This window comes from Bacillus sp. RHFS10, assembly GCF_016757475.1.
GTDB classification, from domain to species: Bacteria; Bacillota; Bacilli; order Bacillales; family Bacillaceae; genus Bacillus; species Bacillus subtilis_G.
On record NZ_JAESPO010000003.1, the window covers coordinates 189,490 to 213,272 of the forward strand.

At 43.0% G+C, this 23,783-nt stretch carries 19 protein-coding genes and 1 pseudogene; 10 read left to right on the forward strand and 10 right to left on the reverse strand.

What is annotated here, in order from left to right; translation table 11 throughout:
• Positions 1–32: 32 nt before the first annotated feature.
• Entirely contained in the window at positions 33–770 is a 738-nt protein-coding gene (locus JMN17_RS13505) for a DUF4396 domain-containing protein (RefSeq protein ID WP_087992470.1), read from the forward strand.
• Between the two features lie 468 nt (positions 771–1,238).
• On the opposite strand, the gene JMN17_RS13510 is transcribed toward JMN17_RS13505, so the two are convergent.
• From JMN17_RS13510 to JMN17_RS13520, 3 genes are all read right to left on the reverse strand, one after another.
• Entirely contained in the window at positions 1,239–2,246 is a 1,008-nt protein-coding gene (locus JMN17_RS13510; protein ID WP_202328323.1) for a hypothetical protein, read from the reverse strand.
• A 104-nt stretch (positions 2,247–2,350) separates the two neighbouring features.
• On the reverse strand, positions 2,351–3,271 hold the full coding sequence (locus JMN17_RS13515; protein WP_087992468.1) for a DUF5655 domain-containing protein: 921 nt from the start codon (positions 3,269–3,271) through the stop codon (positions 2,351–2,353).
• Positions 3,272–3,283: 12 nt separating this feature from the next.
• Positions 3,284–3,622 (reverse strand): hypothetical protein, encoded by a 339-nt coding sequence (locus JMN17_RS13520; protein ID WP_087992467.1) that lies wholly within the window; start codon positions 3,620–3,622, stop codon positions 3,284–3,286.
• Positions 3,623–3,788: 166 nt separating this feature from the next.
• Here JMN17_RS13520 and JMN17_RS13525 point away from each other — a divergent pair, with 166 nt between their 5' ends.
• The 5 genes from JMN17_RS13525 to JMN17_RS13545 all read left to right on the forward strand — a co-directional run bounded on the left by JMN17_RS13525 (position 3,789) and on the right by JMN17_RS13545 (position 8,324).
• Positions 3,789–5,798, forward strand: a complete 2,010-nt coding sequence (locus JMN17_RS13525; protein WP_202328324.1) for a T7SS effector LXG polymorphic toxin — start codon at positions 3,789–3,791, stop codon at positions 5,796–5,798.
• Between the two features lie 4 nt (positions 5,799–5,802).
• On the forward strand, positions 5,803–6,273 hold the full coding sequence (locus JMN17_RS13530; RefSeq protein ID WP_202328325.1) for an antitoxin YezG family protein: 471 nt from the start codon (positions 5,803–5,805) through the stop codon (positions 6,271–6,273).
• A gap of 243 nt (positions 6,274–6,516) precedes the next feature.
• Positions 6,517–6,822 (forward strand): hypothetical protein, encoded by a 306-nt coding sequence (locus JMN17_RS13535; RefSeq protein ID WP_202328326.1) that lies wholly within the window; start codon positions 6,517–6,519, stop codon positions 6,820–6,822.
• Between the two features lie 193 nt (positions 6,823–7,015).
• A complete protein-coding gene (locus tag JMN17_RS13540) occupies positions 7,016–8,137 on the forward strand; it encodes a response regulator aspartate phosphatase (RefSeq protein WP_445291682.1) in 1,122 nt (373 codons plus the stop codon).
• Complete coding sequence (locus JMN17_RS13545; RefSeq protein ID WP_043857980.1) at positions 8,127–8,324, forward strand: hypothetical protein; 198 nt, start codon at positions 8,127–8,129, stop codon at positions 8,322–8,324. The genes JMN17_RS13540 and JMN17_RS13545 overlap by 11 nt, the downstream gene beginning before the upstream one ends.
• A gap of 433 nt (positions 8,325–8,757) precedes the next feature.
• On the opposite strand, the gene JMN17_RS13550 is transcribed toward JMN17_RS13545, so the two are convergent.
• The 4 genes from JMN17_RS13550 to srfP form a co-directional block, all read right to left on the reverse strand.
• On the reverse strand, positions 8,758–9,477 hold the full coding sequence (locus JMN17_RS13550) for an HNH endonuclease (protein WP_202328328.1): 720 nt from the start codon (positions 9,475–9,477) through the stop codon (positions 8,758–8,760).
• Between the two features lie 206 nt (positions 9,478–9,683).
• Positions 9,684–11,072 carry a 23S rRNA (uracil(1939)-C(5))-methyltransferase RlmD gene (rlmD, locus tag JMN17_RS13555; RefSeq protein ID WP_202328329.1) on the reverse strand — a complete coding sequence of 463 codons (1,389 nt, stop codon included), beginning with the start codon at positions 11,070–11,072 and terminating at the stop codon, positions 9,684–9,686.
• A gap of 57 nt (positions 11,073–11,129) precedes the next feature.
• Positions 11,130–12,041 carry a diacylglycerol kinase gene (locus JMN17_RS13560; protein ID WP_087991382.1) on the reverse strand — a complete coding sequence of 304 codons (912 nt, stop codon included), beginning with the start codon at positions 12,039–12,041 and terminating at the stop codon, positions 11,130–11,132.
• 150 nt (positions 12,042–12,191) lie between these two features.
• Positions 12,192–15,332 (reverse strand): surfactin resistance protein SrfP, encoded by a 3,141-nt coding sequence (gene srfP / locus JMN17_RS13565; RefSeq protein WP_202328330.1) that lies wholly within the window; start codon positions 15,330–15,332, stop codon positions 12,192–12,194.
• Positions 15,333–15,463: 131 nt separating this feature from the next.
• On the opposite strand from srfP, the pseudogene JMN17_RS13570 reads away from it, so the two are divergent.
• Positions 15,464–16,328, forward strand: a pseudogene (locus JMN17_RS13570) (TetR/AcrR family transcriptional regulator); the annotation flags it as partial.
• Between the two features lie 33 nt (positions 16,329–16,361).
• Here the strand turns inward: JMN17_RS13570 and gatB are convergent.
• From gatB to gatC, 3 genes are read right to left on the reverse strand one after another with little or no spacing between them, the layout of a single operon-like run.
• On the reverse strand, positions 16,362–17,792 hold the full coding sequence (gene gatB, locus JMN17_RS13575; RefSeq protein WP_087991379.1) for an Asp-tRNA(Asn)/Glu-tRNA(Gln) amidotransferase subunit GatB: 1,431 nt from the start codon (positions 17,790–17,792) through the stop codon (positions 16,362–16,364).
• Between the two features lie 13 nt (positions 17,793–17,805).
• A complete protein-coding gene (gatA, locus tag JMN17_RS13580) occupies positions 17,806–19,263 on the reverse strand; it encodes an Asp-tRNA(Asn)/Glu-tRNA(Gln) amidotransferase subunit GatA (RefSeq protein ID WP_202328332.1) in 1,458 nt (485 codons plus the stop codon).
• Positions 19,264–19,278: 15 nt separating this feature from the next.
• Positions 19,279–19,569 (reverse strand): Asp-tRNA(Asn)/Glu-tRNA(Gln) amidotransferase subunit GatC, encoded by a 291-nt coding sequence (gene gatC, locus JMN17_RS13585; RefSeq protein WP_087991377.1) that lies wholly within the window; start codon positions 19,567–19,569, stop codon positions 19,279–19,281.
• A gap of 397 nt (positions 19,570–19,966) precedes the next feature.
• On the opposite strand from gatC, the gene putP reads away from it, so the two are divergent.
• The 3 genes from putP (at position 19,967) to JMN17_RS13600 (ending at position 23,741) form a co-directional block, all read left to right on the forward strand.
• Positions 19,967–21,445: a sodium/proline symporter PutP gene (gene putP, locus JMN17_RS13590; protein ID WP_148963519.1), complete on the forward strand. Its 1,479-nt coding sequence runs from the start codon at positions 19,967–19,969 to the stop codon at positions 21,443–21,445.
• A 105-nt stretch (positions 21,446–21,550) separates the two neighbouring features.
• A complete protein-coding gene (locus tag JMN17_RS13595; protein WP_087991375.1) occupies positions 21,551–22,249 on the forward strand; it encodes an MgtC/SapB family protein in 699 nt (232 codons plus the stop codon).
• 112 nt (positions 22,250–22,361) lie between these two features.
• A complete protein-coding gene (locus JMN17_RS13600; RefSeq protein ID WP_087991374.1) occupies positions 22,362–23,741 on the forward strand; it encodes an alkaline phosphatase in 1,380 nt (459 codons plus the stop codon).
• Positions 23,742–23,783 lie beyond the last annotated feature (42 nt).

Here is a 23,783-nt window from a genome sequence, read left to right on the forward strand (position 1 = left end):
CGTCGGAATATACATCAAAACGGAGGTTGGTTATGAGTACACTCGATGTGATAGCTTATACCGCGATACTTTTAGGAGTTTTATCTTTTTTCACTATACTCGCAGATGTGGTTAGATACCCGCAAAAGATGAAAATTATGAGTGTGGTTTGGCCAATACAAGGACTCTATTTAGGGCCATTTGCGATTTGGTTTTATTGGACGATGGGACGTCAAACGAAAAACCAAAAACATTCACAAATGAATACGAATCACGGGGAACATTTTCATCATAGCACTCATAAGGAAATGAATCATCAAAGTCACGGGCACGGTAATAAGCCCTTCTATCAAAGCGTTTTTGTTTCTACAAGCCATTGTTCCAGCGGATGTGCTATCGGGGATCTTATTGGCGCACCTTTGGTTTTTCTAACAGGTCTTGCGATTGCGGGATCAACTTTATTTGCGGATTATGTCGTTGAATTCATTCTCGCATACCTATTCGGGATATTTTTCCAAGTCTTTTCTATTGTTCCAATGAATAAAGGAATGGGCTGGGGAAAAGGTTTTGTGGCTGCCATTAAAGCAGACACGTTATCCTTAATAGCCTTTGAAATCGGCATGTTCGGTTGGATGGCAATTGTTCATTACGGAATTTTTGCCTCTAATGCGCCTGAACCTAACGATCCCGTATTTTGGTTCATGATGCAAATCGCCATGATCTTAGGAACAGCAACAAGCTATCCCGCAAACTGGTTCCTTGTTAAAAAAGGCGTTAAACATGCAATGTAGCACTTAATATATGAATCATAAAACTAAATTTATAGATCAAAAAAAGAGTAATCAACGATTGTTGTGAAAACCATGCTTTTCTGGGATAAAAGAGAAGTCTATGTATTGATACATGTTGTCGGAACAAGGATTTTCTTCGTACCTCATTCGCCCGCTTTTTGAGAAGATTTCTTGTGCGGAACATCGACGATATGTTAAGAAAAAAATTACGGCTGTCGACATTTTCTCGGCAGCCGTTACTTTCAGAAAAGGAGAGATTGGAATATACTGTTTGCCATATAGTCTGAATGATCCCAGTTATTAATTTTTTGCCTTAGCTGATGGACCTGCCCCTGAAATGTCATTACATCCGCAGAAACTAGTGTCATCAAATGTTACTCTTTTCATTATCAATAACCGCTATCAAGCTGAAGTTAACAAATTCTATTATTCAGCCGAAGGAGATTTTCAAGACTATAGCTTTGGACTCTAATCAACCACAACAAAATCCTGAACCTTCACCTGTTCCTCAGGCAAATCAAACTGATAAAGCTTCTTCTTAGATTTAATATCAAACACACCCACGTACCCGCCAATGCCCTTCTTATGCTCTTCCTGAGCAACAATATACAGTTGATTCCCCTTAAACTTCGCCTCCATATAAGGGAATTTCAAATCGTATGCGTGAAAAGAAAAATCCTTCCCATATTCCAGCAAGTTAGCCTCACCCTCTTTGTCTTCATACGTCACGTGAAAATGGCCGCTTTCTTTGTCATAGTACACGATATCAGCGTATTCAAGATCTTCGGGATATGGAATATATGTCGTCTTCCATGTCCCTTTTTCAATAACACTCAGTTTGTGCTCCGAGCTCGCGACAATAAAATTCTCGGAGTCTGCGAATGTATCTGCGTATGAGGCTAAACCCAGAGTCTTAACAATTTCCTCTGTTTTTCTATCGATCACATAAAGAGACATGCTTTGGATGATATAAATATAGTTCTCATCATTAGACCCCATCGTGACAAGCGAAGGAAAAGTAAGACTATATTCCTTTTCCGTTTTTCTATCGTTTATATGGATCTCATTCCCCGTCGTATCAACGTTATAAGCCTTTACAGAAACATCCTTCCCCTCATACCAAAACGCAAATGGATCTGATAACGGATGCTCTTTGATCACATCCTTCTCCAGCGTGTAATAAAAAGACTCGTGCTCCGCTAATAACACAAGGTCTGTTGATGCGTCAGATTTCGTTTGAATATAAGGCACATCCGCCACCTTGAACGTGCGCCTATTAAACCTGTCGCCTGTTGAAGTCGAAAGCAGCGTGCTTTCTTTGATGAAAGGATTGGAGTAAATAAAAAAGATGCGGTCTTCTTCGGGGTGTATGGCGGAAGACTGGACAGGATGCGTATTCTTATTTTGAAAATAAATATATACAGCCAATATAAAAACACTTGCGCACAAGCCCAATAGTATAAAACGCTTTTTCATATAAACAACTCCCAGTATATGGTTCAAAACTCTATATCGTTTTCAACATACTCTGTACATTTCCCTTGTAACCCCATAAAAAAAGAACTCCTCAATGGAAGCCCTCACTTATTTTTCTCATAGGATTGCTTGATCAATCCCATGATATATTCAATGTTTTCGTCGTCTTTTATAAAAATTTCATAGTCGCCATTTCCCCAGTGGCCGGTCTCAGAAACATCGCGCATTCTCTTTTCCGGATCGTGCAATTCTCCCTTTTTCATATTCACCCACACCTTAAGCCCGCTTTTTAAAAGAGAAATATCCACGAAGTTCCGCTTATTTGACGTAAACGCGATATAAATCTTCGTCGATTTGATTGAAATATGATCATCCAAATTTAAAATGAACTCCTTTAGCTGCTGATAAAGCTCTGTGGTGTCAAACGGCTTATCTGCAAGGTGATCCTCTTCAGAAAACACTTTAATTTCTTTACTGACCTCTTGAATGGTCTCACTTTGCCGCGAAATGGTCTTAATCGACTCGGATACGCCATCCGCTTTCATTTGGTTCATATGAATCAGATCATTTTCGTATCTTTTCATCTCCCACAATTCAATTGGCAGATCTTTAAAATGGATGGATTGCTTTTGATACACCGTAAAAACAGGGGAAATAAAAATGACCTTCGACTGCGACCAGTCCACATCATCCCGCTTTAACGGACGATCATGATTCTCATTGTATTCAAGAATAAAATCAGCTTTATGATTAAGCATCGCCGCTAAATAAGCATACCCTTGGTCGACAACACTAAAGTTCTTCGTATTTTTATACTCGATAATCACAAAAGCGTTCGTCTCATCATCAAACGCCAACGTATCAATGCGGAAATGGCTGATCCTGAATTCCGATTTCACAAACCTAAGACCCAACATCTGCTGAAGATTGGCTTCACATAAATCCTGAATCTCTTTTTCTTTTTTAAACGGTTTCTCACGAATATCTTCGATTTGGTTTTGATTGTTTACTTTATAGAGATACATGCTGGGCTCCTTTTAATTTACTAGTTCCATTAGGGTTTCTAAGGATAGACTCGAAACTGGATTTTGCGTTTTCGTTTTCAGCATATTGCCAATCAAATAAGAATAATCACGGCACTCTGCCAATTGAAACCGAACTCTATTATTCGTTTTAGTGATCTTGGCGGGTTCATCAGATTCCCAAGCGTCTACGATCTTGTAAACATTTAAAATCACACCGCTCCGAACAACAATTGCCCGTTTACATTCCTTTGCTCTGGACAATTTCATATCCCAGTTCCCGCAGGCGCGGTTCGTTAGCGTGTCGTCTTTTTGAATATCCTTTATCTTTATGATTAAGAATTCTTTATCCAAATGAGCTCTTCCCCTTTTTATTGATCTATCATCATCATATCAAACCTATGTATATAGACACACGCCTAATGACTCATTTTTCCACCAAAACATGTTCTCACAGCCTCTCTCATCCCGCTTCGTGGTAAAATTTTGATATCGAGCGAACAAAAGAAGGGAAATGGTCATGAAAGTATTTGAAGCGAAAACACTGCTTTCGGAAGCGACAGATCGTGCAAAAGAGTACAAAGAACTAAGAACGCAAATGGTTAACTTGAGAAAAGCGTTAAAAAGCGTTGCCGATCTAAGTGACAGCGAATTCTCAGGAAAAGGCGCCAGCAACATCAAAGCCTTCTACCACGACCACGTCGGCGCCACCGACCAATGGATCGACTATATCGACATGAAAATCGCATTTTTCAACAGCATCGCCGGAGCCGCGGAGGACAAAGGCATCTCTGATGCATACATCGAAGAATCCTTCCTTGAACATGAACTGGCAAACGCCCACAAAAAATCGAAATCCATCATGTCCGAACAGAAAAAAGCAATGAAAGACATCTTAAACGATATCGACGACATCATCCCGCTCGACCTGTTTTCAACAGAAACCTTCAAAGACGAGCTGGCCGATGCCAACGACAAACGCAAAAAAACACTGGAAAAATTGGACGCCTTGGACGAAGACCTGAAGACAGAATACGCCCTGTCAGAACCAAACGAACAATTTATCAAGTCCGACTTCCAAAAGCTCCAAGAGGCAACGGGCAAAGGCAAAAACGCCACACCTATCCACTACAACGCCAAGGCATATCGTGAGAGTGACATACATAAGAAAAAAGGCGACATTGAAAAGCTGACGGATGCTTACTTGAAGGTTAAGAAAGAGGAAGCGAAGGAACGCGAGATTGAAAAACTGAAAGAAAGACTGAAAAACTACGATTATGCGGATGCTGATGAATTCTACTCAATGGCAAAAACGATCGGCTATGAAAATCTGACAGCAGAACAGCAAAGATACTTCACCCAAATTGAAAACACGCGTGAACTTGAAGCAGGCTTCAAAGGGGTTGCCGTCGGCCTGTATGATTCTGGAAAGGATGCGGTCGTAGGCCTGTGGGATATGGTCACAGATCCTGGCGGAACCGTTGAAGCGATTACTGGAGCGGTGGCTCACCCGATTAAAACGTATGAAGCCATTTCAGCAGCAATCGAAGAATCGTACCAAAAAGACATGGTGAATGGCGACACCTACTCAAGAGCAAGATGGGTGTCATATGCGGTTGGCACTGTTGTCACATCAGTTGTCGGCACAAAAGGCGTTGGCGCCGTCTCTAAAACAGGCACAGCTGCCAAAGTGACGACCAAAGTCAAAACAGCAGCAAGCAAATCAGCAAAAGCTCAAAAAGCCATAACAGTCTCAAAACAAACCATTGATCACATCAAACAAAAAGTAAACACAGGCATTGAAATATCAAAAAAACACGTCAAAACCAAATTAAATCAAATCGGAGATCTCAAACTTGCGGATATTCTCCCCTATCATCCCCGTCACGATTTAGTGCCGGCAGGCGTACCTTACAACGCAGTCAACGGGGTCACACTTAAAGAGGGACTGCAGAAATTCGCCAAAGTCATCCTGCCGAAACCGTACGGAATCTCAGCAAGCGGAAGACGAACACCAGCGCCACATGTACCGCCGGTAACCGTCAAATACGGCGAGCATTACGCAAAATGGAGCAGAAAGAAAGTGCTGAAGCCGAATGTCGTTTATAAAACAAAAGAAGGCTACACGTACACCACAGACAACTATGGTAGAATTACAAGTGTCAAAGCAGACCTGCAGCTGGGAGAAGCAAAACGAAATCAATATGCACAATCAAACGCTGGAAAGCCCCAAGACCGAAAGCCCGACGATGACGGAGGCCATTTAATCGCCACCCAATTCAAAGGTTCAGGCCAGTTCGACAATATCGTGCCGATGAATTCTCAGATTAATAGGAGCGGCGGGAAATGGTATGAGATGGAGCAGGAGTGGGCAAAGGCTCTTAAAGAAGAACCTCCCAAATTAGTAACAATTGAAATTAAGCCTATTTATAATGGAGACTCTTTAAGACCTAATTTATTTAAGGTCAAATATAAGATCGGGAATAAAAGATTTAAAAATGTTAGAATAAAAAATCAAGCAGGAGGCTGATATTGTGGAAACTGAAAAGATGGGAGTACTATATCAAAAAATCGCTGAGCAAATAAATGAAATTATCCCCACTGAGTGGGAGAAGGTTGCTCTTTATGCCGAAATTTTAGATGATTCTTCAGAAGTTTACTTTTTCTTTACTATTCCACAAAATCAGGAATATATATATTCACACGATATTCCTGAACACTTTAATGTTAATGAAGATATATATGACGAACTTCTATATGAATTGCATGATTATTTCGAAGAGTTACGAAATGAATTTAAAACAAACAATGAGGACTTATGGACAAACCTCACTTTACATTTAGAAAGAAGCGGGAAATTTTCAATAGAATATGATTACACCGATGTCATTGCCTCAGACTTAAACGGTACTCAACGACAAGTGGTATGGGAATATAAAAATTTAGGAATATTGCCTGAAGATGAGGATGATAAACAGTTTGTAATAAACTACTTCGGTCTATAATTCAAAAATTGCTCAGCTTTTTACTGCTGGGCTATTTTATATTCTCAGGTTGGCTTTTATGGAAACCGAAAAAACAAACCTATTATAAAATTTGTTAACCGATCAACTAATAATTTGATTGCTTCTGAATGGGTTAAAGTTTTCTATACGACGAGATTTTAGATGATTCTAGACTTTTCTTTAATACAGAGGATATTAAGGTTTTATATTTATCTCATATCTCTTTATAAAAGGAGCAACATTTTGACAGTAAGAAAAGAATTAATAAAACAAATCAATTTAACAATCACAGCAATAAAAACAAACAATCAAAAGAATCCAACTCCAATGGTGAAAAACATATTAAAAAGGTACGAAGAGGCAAAAGACTTTATCCAACATTCAACAGAGGAACAATTCGAAGAAGACCTCTCTAAAGTTAAAAATAAACTAGACACTCTGACAAGAGCATATCTTGAATCAGCTAACGACTACATGAATCCTATGCTCAGAGAAATGCATAAGACAGAAAAACTGCTAAAAGAGTATGACGAAACTCCTCAGTCGTAATAACCGCAATCCAAAATTCAAAATTGAGATCGCACTAAGCTCCCAAAACCAAATATAACGTGAAACACCCAAACTCCCTTTTGCGGATCACACCGAAAATTTTTTTTGCGGTCTCTCAACCCCTTCCTATTAAATTTCAGTATTGATAAAATTTACATAATTAGTGAGAAGAGGAAGGGTGAGAAGTTTGGGCATGATTTCGTCTCCGCACGTTGGGATGAAAATTAATGAGTGGAACCGGCATATTCAAAAGTTTAATGTGACAGATGCTGAAATGCTTAAAGCTGAGATCGAACGGGACATTGACATCATGGAAGAAGACCAAGACCTCTTGATTTACTATCAGCTCATTGCATTTCGTCATCAGCTTATGATCGACTATGTGATTCCATCTGAAGGAAACCAAATGGAGTTATCAGAATATTTAAAGAGAATTGAAGGCAGCAACAGGAAGATGGAGAAACTCGTTGAACACTACTATTACTTTTTTCAAGGAATGTATGAATTCAAACAGGGCAATTTCTTAAGTGCCATTACATTCTATCAAAAAGCGGAAAACACAATTCCCTATATTTCAGATGAAATTGAGCGGGCGGAATTTTATTTTAAAATGGCTGAAGTGTTTTACCATATGAAACAAACCCACGTATCCATGCACTATTCTTCTCAGGCATATAACATCTATAAAACGCACGACCTTTACTCAGTCCGCCGCATACAATGCCATTTTGTAATCGCAGGAAACTACGATGATCTAGAAAGTCATGAAAAGGCGCTCCCTCACCTTGAACAGGCACTAAAAGGCGCACGGCTGCTTGAAAGCAAAAACAAGCGGATTTACGGTCAAGCTTTATTCAATATCGGTAATTGTTATCTTAAAATAGGTGAATTGACGAAAGCAGCAAAATACATGGAGAAATCGATACTCCAATTTAGAAAATCAAATTTCAACAACTTGACACAAGCTTACCACGATTTAGCCTTAATTTATTTTCTTCAACATAAACAATACCAAGCAATGGATTGTTTCAGAAAAGGCGTACGCTTCGCATGTAAATTCGACGATGACCTATTTAAAATCATGTTTGAAGGATTACAGGCGCTGTTTATCAAAAAAGGAGAAGCATCCATTTTATTAAATGTTTTCAACAAATTAGAGACATCCCAAGGATATCCTTATATGGAAGAGTTGGCATTATTAGCCGCAAAGTTTTATACTGAAATTGGGCAGATGGATGATTCTGTTATCTGTTTCAAAAAGATGGTTCATGCCCGCAAACAAATTCAGAGAGGGGATTGTTTGTATGAAATTTAAACTGACTTTGTGCGCTGTAATTGCTTTGATCGGTGTAAGCTTTATCAGTTTTTCCTTGGGTAATGAAGTAAACGTAGCATCCAGAAACATGACAAGCAAAGCTGCAAACGATTCAACGAACTCCCTAGCAGACAAAGCCATCTTTGACAAGGAAATGACGATTGCAGAAAACGGAACGCTTGGGTAAGGACAAGACGCAGCTTAGGCTGTGTCTCTTTTTCTGAAGAAAATACGATGACAAAGAATAGAATGTTTTATGTTCAAACTCTCATATGCAGACCAAAAAACTCATAACCGATTTATCTGATTTGCCTAACAAGACCGATACTTATTTTTCCATGAACTAAGAGAAATAAAACACGATCTGGATTATAAGTTGAGCCATTTAATTCAAATATGGAGATCAGTATTTGCTGGATGTTATACATTGGGACCTAGTCGATCAGTTATGGACTTACTTACTGAATGTAATGGAAGAAGTTTTAAATATCGAAAAAATGTTGACCTCACTTGAGTCGCATATTCCAAAATTAGTGATTAAATATAAGAAGATCACTAAAAGATGCAACTCCCTCCATAGGGGCAAAGTAGGAGTGGCATTAATTCCTTTTAGTAATTTTTCATTTTTCAATGCTCTTACTCATAGAAATTTCCAACCGTTGATTTAATCTTTTTTTAGAAGGATAGTCACCCTTAAGTTTTGGGAAACGAATTTTCTGATAGTCTACTTTACTATTTGGATCTCGAACAATGATATCTCCTTCAGCGGTTATACATATATTCCCTCTTTCATATGCCTTGTCATGATTAGAGCATAAACATATCCCATTATTTACACTATCATCACTACATAAATGTGCAGGATAAATATGAGCCGCCACGAGGGAAGAACGCTCATTTACTTCACACATAGCACACTCATTACTGTACGCAGAGAGTATTTTCTCTCTAAAACCTTTATCCCGTACTACCGTTCTAACTACTTTTTCTACGTATTCTCTGCCAGGCGGGTAAGGTCTTCTGGCATTCAGTGCTTCTTCTGACTCTAATTCGATTGTTCCGTCTTCATTAAAAGTTGCTTGTGGTAAATAGTTATATCTTTTTTTGGTCATGTCTAAGAAACCACGTGCCCCTTTATCATCAAACAGAATTTGTACCCTAATCTCTCCTCTATTATGTTCATCCATAGCTAGTATAATCGGGAAAACTTTATCTTCTGGCAAATTCTCTAAGTAGTGTTCGTTAAGTTGGCGATTTCTATCTTCTCTAATTGCTGCATTATTTGCTTCTATTAGAATCGCTTTGGTAAAGTATTTACCTTGACTATTGATGAAATGCATATAATTCCCCCTTAGTTCATATGTTTTCTCTATAATATTACAGAAATGAAATCTTACGAACAATATTTAGCAGAGATATTGAAGATGAGCACGTATTAAAGCAAGTTCTACAAAGGCTTATTGATAAAATTGAAGTAGTCGGGGGAGAAAAAGATAAAAATACATTATTATTTTCCCCCTACTCTTTCATGTTAATTAGATACAGTTTAGCTAACTGTATCCCTTAAAACAAGTTTTACTGTAACCTCCACATGATTCGTATGCGGAAACATATCCACAGGCTGCACTTCGCGCGTCACGTACCCGCCATCCTCAAGCACCCGCAGGTCTCTTGCAAGCGTGCCCGGATTACAGGACACATACACCACCCGCTTCGGTTTCATCTCCACAATCGTCCGCAGGAGGGCTTCGTCACAACCTTTTCTTGGCGGGTCGACGACTAGCGTATCGGCCGTGATGCCTTCTTCATACCACTTTGGAATCACGGTTTCCGCTTCTCCAACCGCGAATTCTGCGTTTGTGATGCCGTTGAGCTCAGCGTTTCGTTTCGCATCTTCAATTGCTTCTGGCACAATCTCTACGCCGTACACTTTTTTCGCCTGCTTCGCCAAGAATAGAGAAATCGTTCCGATGCCGCAGTAGGCGTCGATGACGGTTTCCTCGCCTTTCAACTCCGCGTACTCAAGCGCTTTGTCGTAGAGCACTTTTGTCTGCTCCGGGTTGACCTGGTAGAATGATCTGGCGGAGATGGCGAATTTGACGTCTCCGATGAGATCGTAGATGTATTCTTCGCCCCAGATAACGTTTGTTTCGTTGCCGAAGATGACGTTTGTCTTATTTGGGTTGATGTTTTGCACGATGGATTTAACGTGCGGGAATTGCGCTGTGATGTCTTCGATAATCTTCGCTTTGTGCGGGAAGTCGTTTGTTTTTGTGATGAAGACGATCATCATTTCACCCGTAACGACGCCGTATCTGACCATGATGTGGCGAAGCCAGCCTTTGTGGCGTTCTTCGTTGTAAGCTTTGACACCGTATGTGGCGCAAATGTCTTTGACGGCTTGGACGGCTTCGTCGTTTTTAGATTGCTGGATCAGGCAGGCGCTCATGTCGATGATGTCATGGCTTCTTTGCTGATAAAATCCGGCGACGAGTCCGCCTTCCCGTTCTCCTACCGGCACCTGTGCTTTGTTTCTGTAGTTCCAAGGGTCTTCCATGCCGAGGGTCGGGTGCACGGTGACGTTTGACAGGTCCAGCTTGCCGATCCGTTCTAAGACGTCTTTGACTTGTTTCTGTTTAAACAAGAGCTGGCCTTCGTAGGTCATGTGCTGAAGCTGGCAGCCGCCGCATTGCTTGTAGATCGGGCAAGGAGCATCCGTTCTATGCGGGCTTTCTTCCTTCATCTCGATCAGGCGGCCGAAAGCGAAGCCTTTTTTGACGCGTGTCACTTTGATTTGAGCTTTCTCTTCCGGCAGGGCGTTTGGGACAAAGATTGGGAAACCTTCAACCTTGGCAACACCCGCTCCTTCGTGGGTCAAATCCTCAAATGTCACGTCGTAGTATTCGTTTTTTTCTACTGGGGGTTTCATTTTCATCTATAATCACCTCTAGTTTTAAGCGAAAGAAAAACTTGGCCTATTTAAGCCAAGTTTTTAGTCATCCAGCTGTTCCGCTTTCTCTTCCGGCATGATGACGTGAATGTGCCGGTACAGATTCACGAATTCGCCCGGCAGCATGCCGCCGTATTCGCCGTCCAGATTCAGCTGCATCTTTTCTGATACATTGACTTTCACGCGGTTCGCTTTTGTATAAATAATGTGCTGGTCGTTGATGTGTTCGCCGCGGAGCGCCATCGTTGCGACCCTGATAAATTCAGCAAGGTTTGCTTTCTTTAGTATCATCAAATCAAACATGCCGTCATTCAGGCTGGAATCCGGTGCGAGCTTTTCGAACCCGCCGACGGAATTTGTCAGCGTGACCAAAAACAGCATGATTTCACCTTGAAACAGCTTGCCGTCATATTCAATCTCGACTTCTGTCGGTCGAAGTGAAGGCAGCATTTCCATTCCCTTTAAATAATAAGCAAGCTGGCCGAGCATCGTTTTCAGTTTGCTTGGCACGTCGTACGTCAGCTCCGTCAGGCGGCCTCCTCCGGCGATATTGATAAAATACTGGCCGTTGACCTGTCCGATATCAATCGGGCGGGCAGCGCCGTTAATGACCGTATCAGCCGCTTTTAAAATATCCTCGCGCGGAATATTGAGCGCTCTGGCAAAGTCGTTCGTTGTGCCGACAGGAATCACACCGAGTGTCGGACGGTTGTCTAAAGGCGCAAGCCCGTTGACGACCTCGTTGATCGTTCCGTCTCCGCCCGCTGCAACAATTAAGTCAAACTCACGCAATGCCGCTTCCTTGGCGGCGTGCGTTGCATCTCCTGCGCATGTTGTGGCATGGGTAGAGGTTTCATAGCCGGCTTGTTCAAATTTTTGCAGGACCTGGGCAAGATGCTTTTTAAAGATCTCCCGTCCTGAAGTCGGATTGTATATTATGCGTGCACGTTTCATTATCTCATCATCCTACTTAAGAGTATCCGATCCATTTTTACACTAACAACCTTTAATTATACTATGAGTTAAAAAAATCGCAACAAAATGTACATAATCTTACAGGTGAAAACGCACAAAAGCCTCAGCAGAGCTGAGGCTTTTTGTTTTTTACTCTTCTTCCGTTCCCGGTTTTTTCTTGCGGAACTTCGCCAATACTTCATATACGATTGGCACGATCAGGAGCGTCAGAAGCGTTGAACTGATTAAACCGCCGATAACCGTTACGCCGAGTCCTTTTGAAATGACCTGGCTTCCGCCTTCAAAGCCGAGCGCTAATGGAATCAAGGCGCCGATTGTCGCAATGGCTGTCATCAGGATCGGACGGAGTCGTGTAGAGCCGGCTTCTAGAAGCGCTTCTCTCGTAGACAGTCCTTCCGCTTCCTTATGAATGACGCGGTCAATTAAGACAATGGCATTCGTGACAACGATACCGATCAGCATGAGCATACCGATCATCGCGTTCAGACTGATCGTTTCACCTGATACATAAAGTCCGACCAGGGCACCGATGACTGTGAACGGCAATGAGAACAGAATCGCAAATGGCGCTAGGGCTCCGCCGAATGTAATCACAAGCACGAGGTAGACGATCGCTATTGCGGCCAGCATCGCTAAACCGAGCTTCGTGAAGGAATCAGCGATATCTGCGGATACGCCGCCTGTATCAATTGATACGTTATCAGGAAGGTCAAGCTTATCAATTTTCTTCTGGACATCAGCTGATACAGCTGTGACGTTGTCTGTTGTCACTTCACCTGTGACATCCGCATAGACTTTTCCATCACGTTTTGACACGGTATCAGAGGTTGATCCTTCTTTCACTTTGGCGACATCGCCGATTTTGACTTCCTGGCCAGTCGGAGAAGTGATCTTTTTGTTCTCTAAATCTTTCACACTCTTATACTCGTCTTTTTCCGTCTTAATGTTCACATCAAGCTCTTTGCCGTCTTTTTTCACGGTTGTGAGCGGTTCTTGTGCTGTTTGTGTCATTAAGGCCTGAGAAATGTGAGACGCGGTTAAACCGAGTTTGCTTAATTTTTCTTGGTCAGCGACAAATGTGTACTCATCATATGTGCTGGAAAGGCCTGAGCTTACGTTTTTCAGATCCTTTTCATCTTTCATGATTTTTTCAATGTCTTTGACCGTGTCTTTAATATCGTTTTCTGAATCGCCATACACATAATATGTTAATTCATTGTTATTGCCTGAAGAGCTGAAGTCCTGTGACTTCCATTCTCCGCGATCTGACTGATCTTGGATTTTCTTTAGCACGTTGTCTTTTTCTTTATCAAAATCAGGCGTGTCGCTTTCATATTTGATATAGAACAACGCACCGTTTGAATCTCCCCCGGCAAGCGGGCTGCCAGAGCCTAATGAGTACTGGACCGTATCGACATGCTTGCGGTCAAGCAGAATTTTTTCCGCTTTTTCAGCTTCAGCTTCGGCTTCTTTTTTCGTTTCCCCCGGCTCAGGGCTGTATGTGAGCTGCATCGTTTTTTCTTCTTGGGACGGCAGGTAGCTGGCACCGATTAACGGTACGAGGAACAAGCTTCCCAGCAGCATTAGAACAGCGATGATAGACGTGATCCATTTGTGGCTCAGCGCCCAGTTCAGAACTTTTTTATAGAAGCCTGCCAGTCTGCTAGGTTTATGTTCTTTCGCTTTGACCGGCGCGCCCGATAATGATTTTTTGAACAGGCTGTGCGCGAGCATCGGCACAAGCGTGATCGAAATCAACAGGGATGCGGCAAGCGCAAATACGATTGTTAAAGCGAATGGAAGAAACAATTCACCGATTTGTCCGCCTACAAGCGCGAGCGGCAGGAACACCGCGATTGTCACGATCGTCGATGACATGATCGGTTTAAACATTTCCTTCGTCGCTTCACGGACCAAGGCTTTTCCGCGGAGCGGTTCATCTTTGAGCCTCATGCGGCGGTAAATATTTTCGATAACAACGATCGAGTCATCGACTACACGTCCGATGGCCACGGTCATTGCGCCTAGCGTCATGATATTCAGTGTGATATCCAGCTGGTTCAGCACAAGAAGCGCGATCAGCAGTGATAATGGAATAGAAATTATTGAAATTAATGTTGATTTGATATCTCTTAAGAATAAGAGAATAATCACAATCGCGAAAATAGCACCGAAAACGGCTTTGCTTAACATCGTTTCAACTGACTGTGTGATTGGCTCTGCCATGTCAAGTGTTGCGCTGTAATCGAAGCCTTTATGGTCTTCTTTGAACTGCTTCAACTCATCTTTGACATTGTCTGCAACCTCTACTGTATTCGCATCGTTTGCTTTAACGACGTTGATGCCGATGCTGTTTTTGCCATTTGTGCGTGAAACAGATTCAGCTTTTTTCACATCTTTCATTGTGGCAATGTCAGAAAGCTTGACCGTCGGCACATCTGTGCTCGCGCTTTGTTGCGCCTGCGCTGCCGCTTGTGCATTTTGGGCCGCCGCTTGAGACGCCGCGCTGCTGCCTGCACTTGAAGCAGATGCCGTCGGGATTCTCATATTCTTCAAATCTTTAATGGTTTCAATATCGCCGCTGACGACGACAGATTTCTCTTGATTTCCGAATGTGTACAATCCAAGCGGAGTTGTCACATCAGAACCTTGAATCACTTGTTTGACTGTATCTTCATCAAGGCCGTAATCTTTCAGTTTGTCTTCTTTGAAAGAAAATTCAACTTCTTCAACCTGCTGCCCTGATACTTGGACTGAAGCAACGCCTTCTATACCTTCAAGCTTCGTAACGAGGCTGTCCTCCACTTTTTTCGTCAGCTCTTGCAGATTGTCTTTATCGCTGGACACGCTCAGCGTCAGAATCGGGAAGGAGTTCAAGCTGTAGCGTGAAATTTCCGGATCCTTCGCGTCATCAGGCAGGCTGGCGTTTTCTAATGCCTCAGCCGCTTCTGTTTTGGCTTTGTCCATATCTTTCTCATAGTCATATTCAATCATGACCGACGATGCGTTTTCATAGGAGGTCGAAGTCACAACACTGACCCCATCCAGATTCTGCACCGCTTGTTCAACCGGTTTGGTCACCTCATCAGCCACTTGGCTTGGCGTCGCGCCCGGATATGTGGTGCTGATCGTCAAGTAAGGCATGTTCACGTCAGGAATGGATTCTTGCTTCATATTCATACCCGCATACAATCCGGCTGCCGTTACAATAATCGTCATCAGCCATACGGCGAATTTGTTTTTCAGAACAAAATTAATAACGTGATTCATCATATCCTCCATTACATTTTTTATTGACTGACTGGTCATTCTATATAATACTAAACGTTATATTGCAACAACGTCAACTCATATACGAGAAAATTTTACTAAATTTTTCAAGGATTAAGGGGAAGCACGTCATGAATGAAAAAAAAGAAAGAATCATAAAAACCAGCATTCATTTATTTGCGACAAAAGGATTCACAGCTACGACAATCCAGGAAATCGCCAATGAATGCGGCATCTCGAAGGGCGCTTTTTATTTGCATTTCAAATCGAAAGAAGCGCTGCTGTTATCAGCCTGCGAATATTACATCGGCATGTCTATGAAAAAAATGAAACATATAGAAGAGGATCTCGCCGAAAAATCGCCTAAGGAAGTGCTGAAAAAGCAAATCGGCGCTCAATTTGAAGATTTCCGGGATCATAGAGATTTTATTGTTCTTTTGCTTACCGAAAATATCATTCCGGAGAATCAAGAGATCAAGCAATACTTTTACAAAATAACCGCGGAGACGGATAAACTGTACCGGAACGCCTTGCTGGCGTCTTATGGCGAGGGAATCGAACGGTACGTCGCAGACCTTTCCATCATGGCAAGAGGCATTGTGCATTCCTATATGAATGTCATGATATTTAACGGTGAGCTCAGCATCGATGCAGAAGAAATCTCAGCCTTTATCATCGAAAGACTGGATGACCTTGTACAGGGACTGAGTCGTTCAACTCTCAATCCGATTGTGCCAAAAGACATTTTCAGACTAATGCCCGCGGACAAAGAACAGCTGCTTGAGGACATTCAGAAAGTGAAAGAAAACAGCACGCTGTCCGAGGATATCACCGTGTCGCTTGATGTCATCGCGGAAGAACTGTCTCAGGATAAACCGCGCAAGCCGATTATGAAAGGCATGCTGTCCAATTTAACCGGGACCACCGACAAAGAAGTTGAAAAGCTTCGGACTCTGATCTCTGTCTTCATCTCCATTTGACCATAAAAAAGCAGCCCCCTCTCTCAAGAGGCAGGCTGCTTTTTTTATATTAGCGTTTTTTAATTTCTTCAAGCAGGATTTTGTTGACCATCGGCGGGTTGGCTTGTCCTTTGGACGCTTTCATAATCTGTCCGACAAGGAAGCCGATCGCACGGTCTTTCCCGTTTTTAAAGTCTTCGATTGATTGAGGATTGTTGTCAAGCGCCTCTGTGACAAGCTTCAGAAGCACGCCTTCGTCAGAAATCTGAACGAGGCCTTTCTCTTTGACAATCTTCTCAGCGTCGCCGCCTTTTTCAATCAATTCCTTAAACACTTTCTTCGCGATCTTAGAAGAAATGGTTCCTTTTTCAATCAATTTGATCATGCCGGCAAGGCCTTCAGGTGTCAGCGCAACGTCGGCAAGCTCTTTTTGCTCAGCGTTCAGATAAGCTGATACTTCACCCATCAGCCAGTTAGACGCTTGTTTAACTTCAGCGCCGTTTTGAACGGTTTCTTCAAAGAAATCAGCCATTTCTTTTGTCAGCGTCAGAACCATCGCGTCATATGCAGGCAAGCCAAGCTCTTCAATGTAACGCTTGCGGCGCTCATCCGGAAGCTCAGGAATGCTTGCTTTTACGCGCTCCTTCCACTCATCGTCAATGTAGAGCTCGACAAGGTCTGGCTCCGGGAAGTAACGGTAATCGTCAGATCCCTCTTTGACACGCATAAGAATGGTTTTCTTCGTTGCTTCGTCGTAACGGCGTGTTTCCTGCTGGATGACGCCGCCGGAGAGAAGAACCTGCTCCTGGCGTTTTTCTTCATGCTCAAGGCCTTTTTGAACAAACGCGAAGGAGTTCAAGTTTTTCAATTCTGTTTTTGTGCCGAATTCCTCTTGGCCGATCGGACGAAGGGAGATATTGGCATCACAGCGAAGCGAGCCTTCTTCCATTTTACAGTCAGAAACGCCTGTGTATTGGATGATGGACTTCAGCTTTTCCAGGTACGCGTACGCTTCTTCCGGCGTGCGGATATCCGGCTCTGATACGATCTCAACTAGCGGCGTCCCCTGGCGGTTGTAGTCAACAAGAGAATAGCCGTCTCCTGTATGCGTCAGTTTTCCGGCATCTTCTTCAAGGTGAAGACGTGTGATGCCGATGCGTTTTGTTTTTCCGTCGACTTCAATTTCGATCCAGCCGTTTTCGCCGATTGGCTTATCAAATTGAGAAATTTGGTACGCTTTCGGGTTGTCCGGATAGAAATAGTTTTTGCGGTCAAACTTCGTATCCGTTGCGACCTCACAGTTGAGCGCCATAGCGGCTTTCATTGCGAATTCAACGGCTTCTTTGTTCAGAACAGGCAGGACGCCCGGGTATCCGAGGTCAATGACGCTTGTCTGTGTATTCGCCTCCGCGCCGAATGGCGTTGGAGAGCTTGAGAAAATTTTTGATTTTGTTTTTAACTCGACGTGGACTTCAAGTCCGATTACCGTTTCAAAGTTCAATTCTTTTCACCCCTTACAGTTCAGGTTTTGCTTTATGATGGTCTGTCGCTTGTTCAAAAGCATGAGCAACGCGGTATACAGTGCTTTCATCAAAGTGTTTTCCGATGATTTGCAGGCCGAGCGGAAGTCCGTCTGCTAAACCGCATGGCACGCTGATTCCCGGTACGCCGGCAAGGTTGACCGGAATCGTTAAGATATCGTTTGCGTACATTGTGAGCGGATCTTTTGTGTTTTCACCGATTTTAAACGCAGGTGTCGGTGTCGTCGGTCCGACAATCACATCATATTTCTCAAATACGTCTTCGAAGTCTTTCTTAATCAACGTACGCACTTTTTGCGCCTTTTTGTAGTACGCATCGTAGTAGCCTGAGCTTAAAGCGAACGTTCCAAGCATGATGCGGCGTTTGACTTCATTTCCGAAACCTTCAGCGCGCGTTTGCTTGTAAAGGTCGATCAGGTTGTCCGCGTTGTCTGTGCGGTAGCCGTAGCGGATGCCGTCAAAGCGTGCAAGGTTGGCTGACGCTTCAGATGATGACAGCAGGTAATATGTCGCAAGCGCATATTTGCTGTGCGGAAGAGACACTTCTTCCCATGTAGCGCCGAGGCCTTCAAGAACTTTCAGCGCGGCAAGAACAGATTCTCTCGCTTCTTTGCCGACACCTTCACCTAGATATTCTTTCGGAACCGCGATTTTCAGTCCTTTAATATCGCCAGTTAATGAAGAAAGAAAATCAGGAACATCCACATTTGCGCTTGTAGCGTCCATTTTGTCTGCGCCGGAAATCGCTTGAAGCAAAAATGCGTTGTCCTCAACCGTGCGAGTAATCGGCCCGATTTGGTCTAATGAAGACGCAAATGCGACCAATCCGTAACGGGGTACACGTCCGTATGTTGGCTTTAATCCGACAACGCCGCAGAAGGATGCCGGCTGGCGGATGGAGCCGCCTGTGTCAGATCCAAGAGAAAACGGAACTTCTCCCGCAGCAACCGCAGCCGCTGAACCTCCGCTTGAACCGCCGGGAACTGTATCCAAGTTCCAAGGGTTTTTCGTCAGCTTGTAAGCTGAGTTTTCGGTAGATGAGCCCATGGCGAATTCGTCCATGTTCAATTTTCCGATTGTGACTGCTTCAGCATCTTGAAGGCGCTGAACAACAGTAGCATCGTAAATCGGATCAAAGTTTTCGAGAATTTTGCTCGAGCATGTTGTGCGCAGCCCTTTTGTTACGATATTATCTTTTACGCCGATCGGCATACCAAAAAGAAGACCGTGCTCAGAACGGCCGTCAACCGCTTCATCAAGCTCCTTGGCGTACGCTCGCGCTTTTTCTTCATCTAATGCCAAAAAGGCTTGTACCTTATCATCAACCGCTTGGATGCGTTTATAAGATTCGTCAACCAGATCAGAAATCTTAATCTCATTTTTATGTATGAGCTGTTTTAATTCTGTGATTTTATGGTCAAATAATGACATTCTTGTGTCCCTCCTTTAGTCCAGAATTGATGGCACACGAATATAGCCGTCTTTATGGTCAGGCGCATTTTTCATAACGTCCTCAACCGGAAGGCCTTTACCCGCTTCATCTTCTCTCATGACATTTTTCATTTGCAGCACGTGAGTTGTAGGCTCTACATTGTCTGTGTTAACCTCATTAAGCTCCTCGGCAAATGAAATGATGCTGTCAAGCTGTTCAGTGAACATTTTTGCTTCTTCTTCTGTAATCGCAAGTCTCGCAAGGTGCGCAACGTGCTTTACTTCTTCTATTGAAATTCGTGACATCTGGTCCACCTCCACATATTTCTCCGTTAAGTCATATAATACTGATCATATCAAAAACAAGCCCTTTAAAGCAACAAAACGCCTTGGAACAGGCCTGTGTTTTCGAGACAATACCTCATATATTTTATACTAAAAAGAGACGAAGGAGAAACAAAATATTTTTCTGAATATTTTTAATTTTATTCATTTATGAAAGCGCTTTATCTCTTTGTCCCTTCTAGGTTTTCAGCGGTATTTCTTACTGCTGCTGAAAGTTTCATCGCTTGAATGGCCGGGAATACTTTGTTAGGTTAAGTTAACAAGTGCACCAAAATAGGTCACACTTGCGCCAGACTTAACTGGCACCATCAATTGGAGAGGTGATGTCACATTTATAGGATTGAAGAGAGGGTAAAACGTGAGTATTGAAATTATTATATCGTTAGGAATTTACTTTACTGCCATGCTGTTAATCGGCTGGTATTCATTTAGGAAAACAACTGATATCAACGATTACATGCTTGGGGGAAGAGGACTCGGCCCGTTTGTCACTGCTTTGTCTGCCGGTGCGGCGGATATGAGCGGATGGATGCTGATGGGAATTCCGGGGGCCATGTTCGCCACAGGTTTGTCGACATTATGGCTTGCACTCGGCTTGACAATCGGCGCGTATTCGAATTATCTTCTTTTGGCTCCGCGTCTTAGAGCGTATACGGAAGCGGCGGATGACGCGATTACAATTCCCGATTTCTTTGATAAAAGATTCCAGCATTCTTCATCAGTGCTTAAAATTGTATCAGCTTTGATCATTATGATCTTTTTCACATTGTATACGTCTTCTGGTATGGTATCAGGCGGAAGATTATTTGAATCTGCTTTTGGAGCCGATTATACACTTGGACTCCTGCTGACTGCGGGCGTTGTCGTGTTATACACACTGTTTGGCGGTTTCCTTGCTGTCAGTCTGACTGACTTTGTACAGGGTGCGATCATGTTTGCAGCACTAGTGCTTGTGCCGATCGTTGCTTTTACCCAGCTGGGCGGCGTCTCTCCTGCTTTACATGAGATTTCAGCCGTGGACCCGAAGCTATTGGATATTTTTAAAGGCGCGAGCGTCATTAGCATTATTTCTTATTTGGCCTGGGGTTTAGGCTACTATGGTCAGCCTCATATCATCATCCGTTTTATGGCGATTAAGCATATCAAAGATTTAAAACCCGCGCGCAGAATCGGGATGAGCTGGATGGTGATCTCCATTCTCGGTTCAACTTTAACGGGTTTGGTCGGTGTGGCTTACGCACATAAATTCGGAGTAGTTGTAAGTGATCCTGAAACGATTTTCATTATTTTTTCTAAAATATTGTTCCATCCATTGATTACGGGATTTTTGCTGTCTGCTATTTTAGCAGCGATTATGAGTTCGATCTCTTCTCAGCTTCTGGTCACAGCGAGCGCCATGACAGAGGATTTATACCGGACATTTTTCAGACGTGAAGCATCAGATAAAGAATTGGTCATGACCGGCCGTCTGTCAGTGCTCATTATCGCGGTCATTGCGATTCTGATGTCCTTGAATCCGAGCAGTACGATTCTTGATTTAGTTGGGTATGCGTGGGCCGGATTCGGTTCTGCTTTCGGGCCTGCCATTCTTCTGAGTCTGTATTGGAAACGGATGACTGAATGGGGCGCTCTTTCAGCCATGGTTGTCGGAGCTGCGACAGTATTAATTTGGATTACAACTGGTTTAGCTGACTCTACAGGCCTCTATGAAATGATACCTGGATTTTTCCTGAGTATGATCGCGGGTATTATCGGCAGCTTGATCACGAAACGTCCTGCAAAAGCCTCGTATCGATTATTCGGTGTCATGGAAAAGCTGTTAAAACGCAAAAAGTAAGCAATAAGCCATCAAGCACCGCTTGGTGGCTTTTGTGCTCTTGTTTTGCTATAAATACTGTGAGAAAATCATATTTATTTAAAAACACCTTAGAGAAGGGGGAAGTTGCTGTTGAGCTGGTATATTGATCCTGATATTTTATTAAAATTGGGCATTGCCACATTGATTGGCATGGTCATCGGGCTTGAGCGCGAATTAAAAAATAAGCCGCTCGGATTAAAAACCTGTATCGTTATCGCCGTCAGCTCATGCATGCTCACGATCGTCAGTATTAATGCGGCATATCATTTCCCTAAATACTATCGCATTATGATGGACCCGCTGCGTCTCCCGGCCCAAATTATCTCCGGCGTCGGATTTATCGGTGCCGGTGTCATCTTGCGGAAAAGCAACGACGTCATTTCCGGCCTGACAACATCAGCTATGATCTGGGGTGCAGCGGGGCTTGGGCTGGCAACCGGAGCCGGGTTTTATAAAGAAGCCTTTGCCAGTCTTCTGTTCATCCTGATCAGCGTGGAATTTTTACCATGGGCGATCAGAAAAATCGGTCCCGACCGCCTGCAGGAAAAAGACATCCGCATCAGAATGTCGCTTTCGGATAAAGACAAAATGACAGATATTTTAAAAGAAATGAAAAGAAAAGATATTAAAACGCACTCCGTCCGGATCGACGACCTGGGTGAAAAGGAATTTCCAATCATGGAAGTCAAGGTCCGCGTTCATAAAAACAGGTACACGACCGATGTCTACTATGACATTAAAGACATTGAAGGCGTAGTCGGCGTAAAATGTGATACATTGTAAAAGCCAATGGGGTTAGATTCCCTATTGGCTTTTCGCTGTTATCGAAAAAAGCATTGAAGTCTCTATTATTTTCAAATAAAATACATATTAGTAAATAAATATAACAAGGGAGATGTTTCTTATTACCAAAGCGCGTTTTACAGTAACTGTCACCCTCATTTTGACTGCTTTCTTAAGTGTTTTCGCCATAACAGAATTCATATCCTCTCCTCATTCTCAATCATCTAAGACAAGCAGCAAGAACCCTAAAAATGTGATCTTAATCATCGGAGATGGAATGGGTATGCCGATGATTAACAGCTATAGGACATTAAAAAGCGAAAAGCTGAATACCCCCGTCCAAACAGCATGGGACCCTTATTTAACAGGCATGCAGATGACACATCCTAACGATCCCAGAGACAATATTACTGATTCTTCGGCTGCTGCAACCGCCATGGCAACCGGAACGAAAACATATAATGATGCGATTGCAGTAGACAACAAACATCAGCAGCTCAAAAGCGTAACAGAAGCTGCCAAAGAGAACAAGATGTCCGTCGGCTTCGTCGTGACTTCGGACTTAACCGACGCCACCCCCGCTGCTTTCGGTGTACATAACGTCTCACGGAAAAACTACACTGAAATTGCGGACCAATTCTATGATGAACGTATTAATGGTTCTCATAAGGTTGATGTTTTACTCGGAGGCGGAGCGAAATATTTCATTCGCAAAGACCGAAATCTTGCTGAAGAATTCCAAAAAGACGGCTATCATTATGTGAACACAAAGCAAGACTTGAAAAAAAACCAGCACGATAAGCTGCTCGGACTGTTTGGAGAAGTTGAATTAGATAAAGCGATTGACAGAGAGAACAGCACACCTTCTCTAAAAGACATGACAGAAGCGGCACTCACCCAGTTACAGAAGAACGAAAACGGTTTTTTTATGCTTCTGGAAGGAAGCAATATAGACAATGCAGCCCACGAAAATGACGTGGTGGGCGCTCTGAGCGAAATGGAAGATTTCGAGAAAGCTGTTCAAGCTGCTCTGGATTTTGCGAAAAAAGATAAAGAAACACTGGTTATTATTACAGCTGATCACTCTACAGGCGGTTTCTCTTACGGTGCAGAGGGAATGACGCGCGAGACCGGCTATAAATGGGATCCTTCCCTAATCATCGCCGCTAAAAAAACGCCGGGCTATATGGCAGAGAAGATCGCTGAAGGCCAAGATGCCGAAAAGGTGCTCAGCACTTATATTAATATGAAGCTGACGGAAAATGAGATAAATCAGGTTAAAAACGCAGCCTCACAATCAAATACAGCTGCTGTCCAAAAAAGCATTCAATTGATTTTTGATAAACGGTCTTTTTCAGGCTGGACAACGTTAGCCCACACCGGTGAAGACGTACCGGTTTATGCTTACGGTCCGGGAAAGGGAAAATGGAAGGGGCTCATCGACAATACGCAGCAGGCGAAAAACATTTTTGCTATTTTAGAACAAAAATAAAAAACTCCGGCTCACAGCCGGAGTTTTTTAATAAGGGGATCG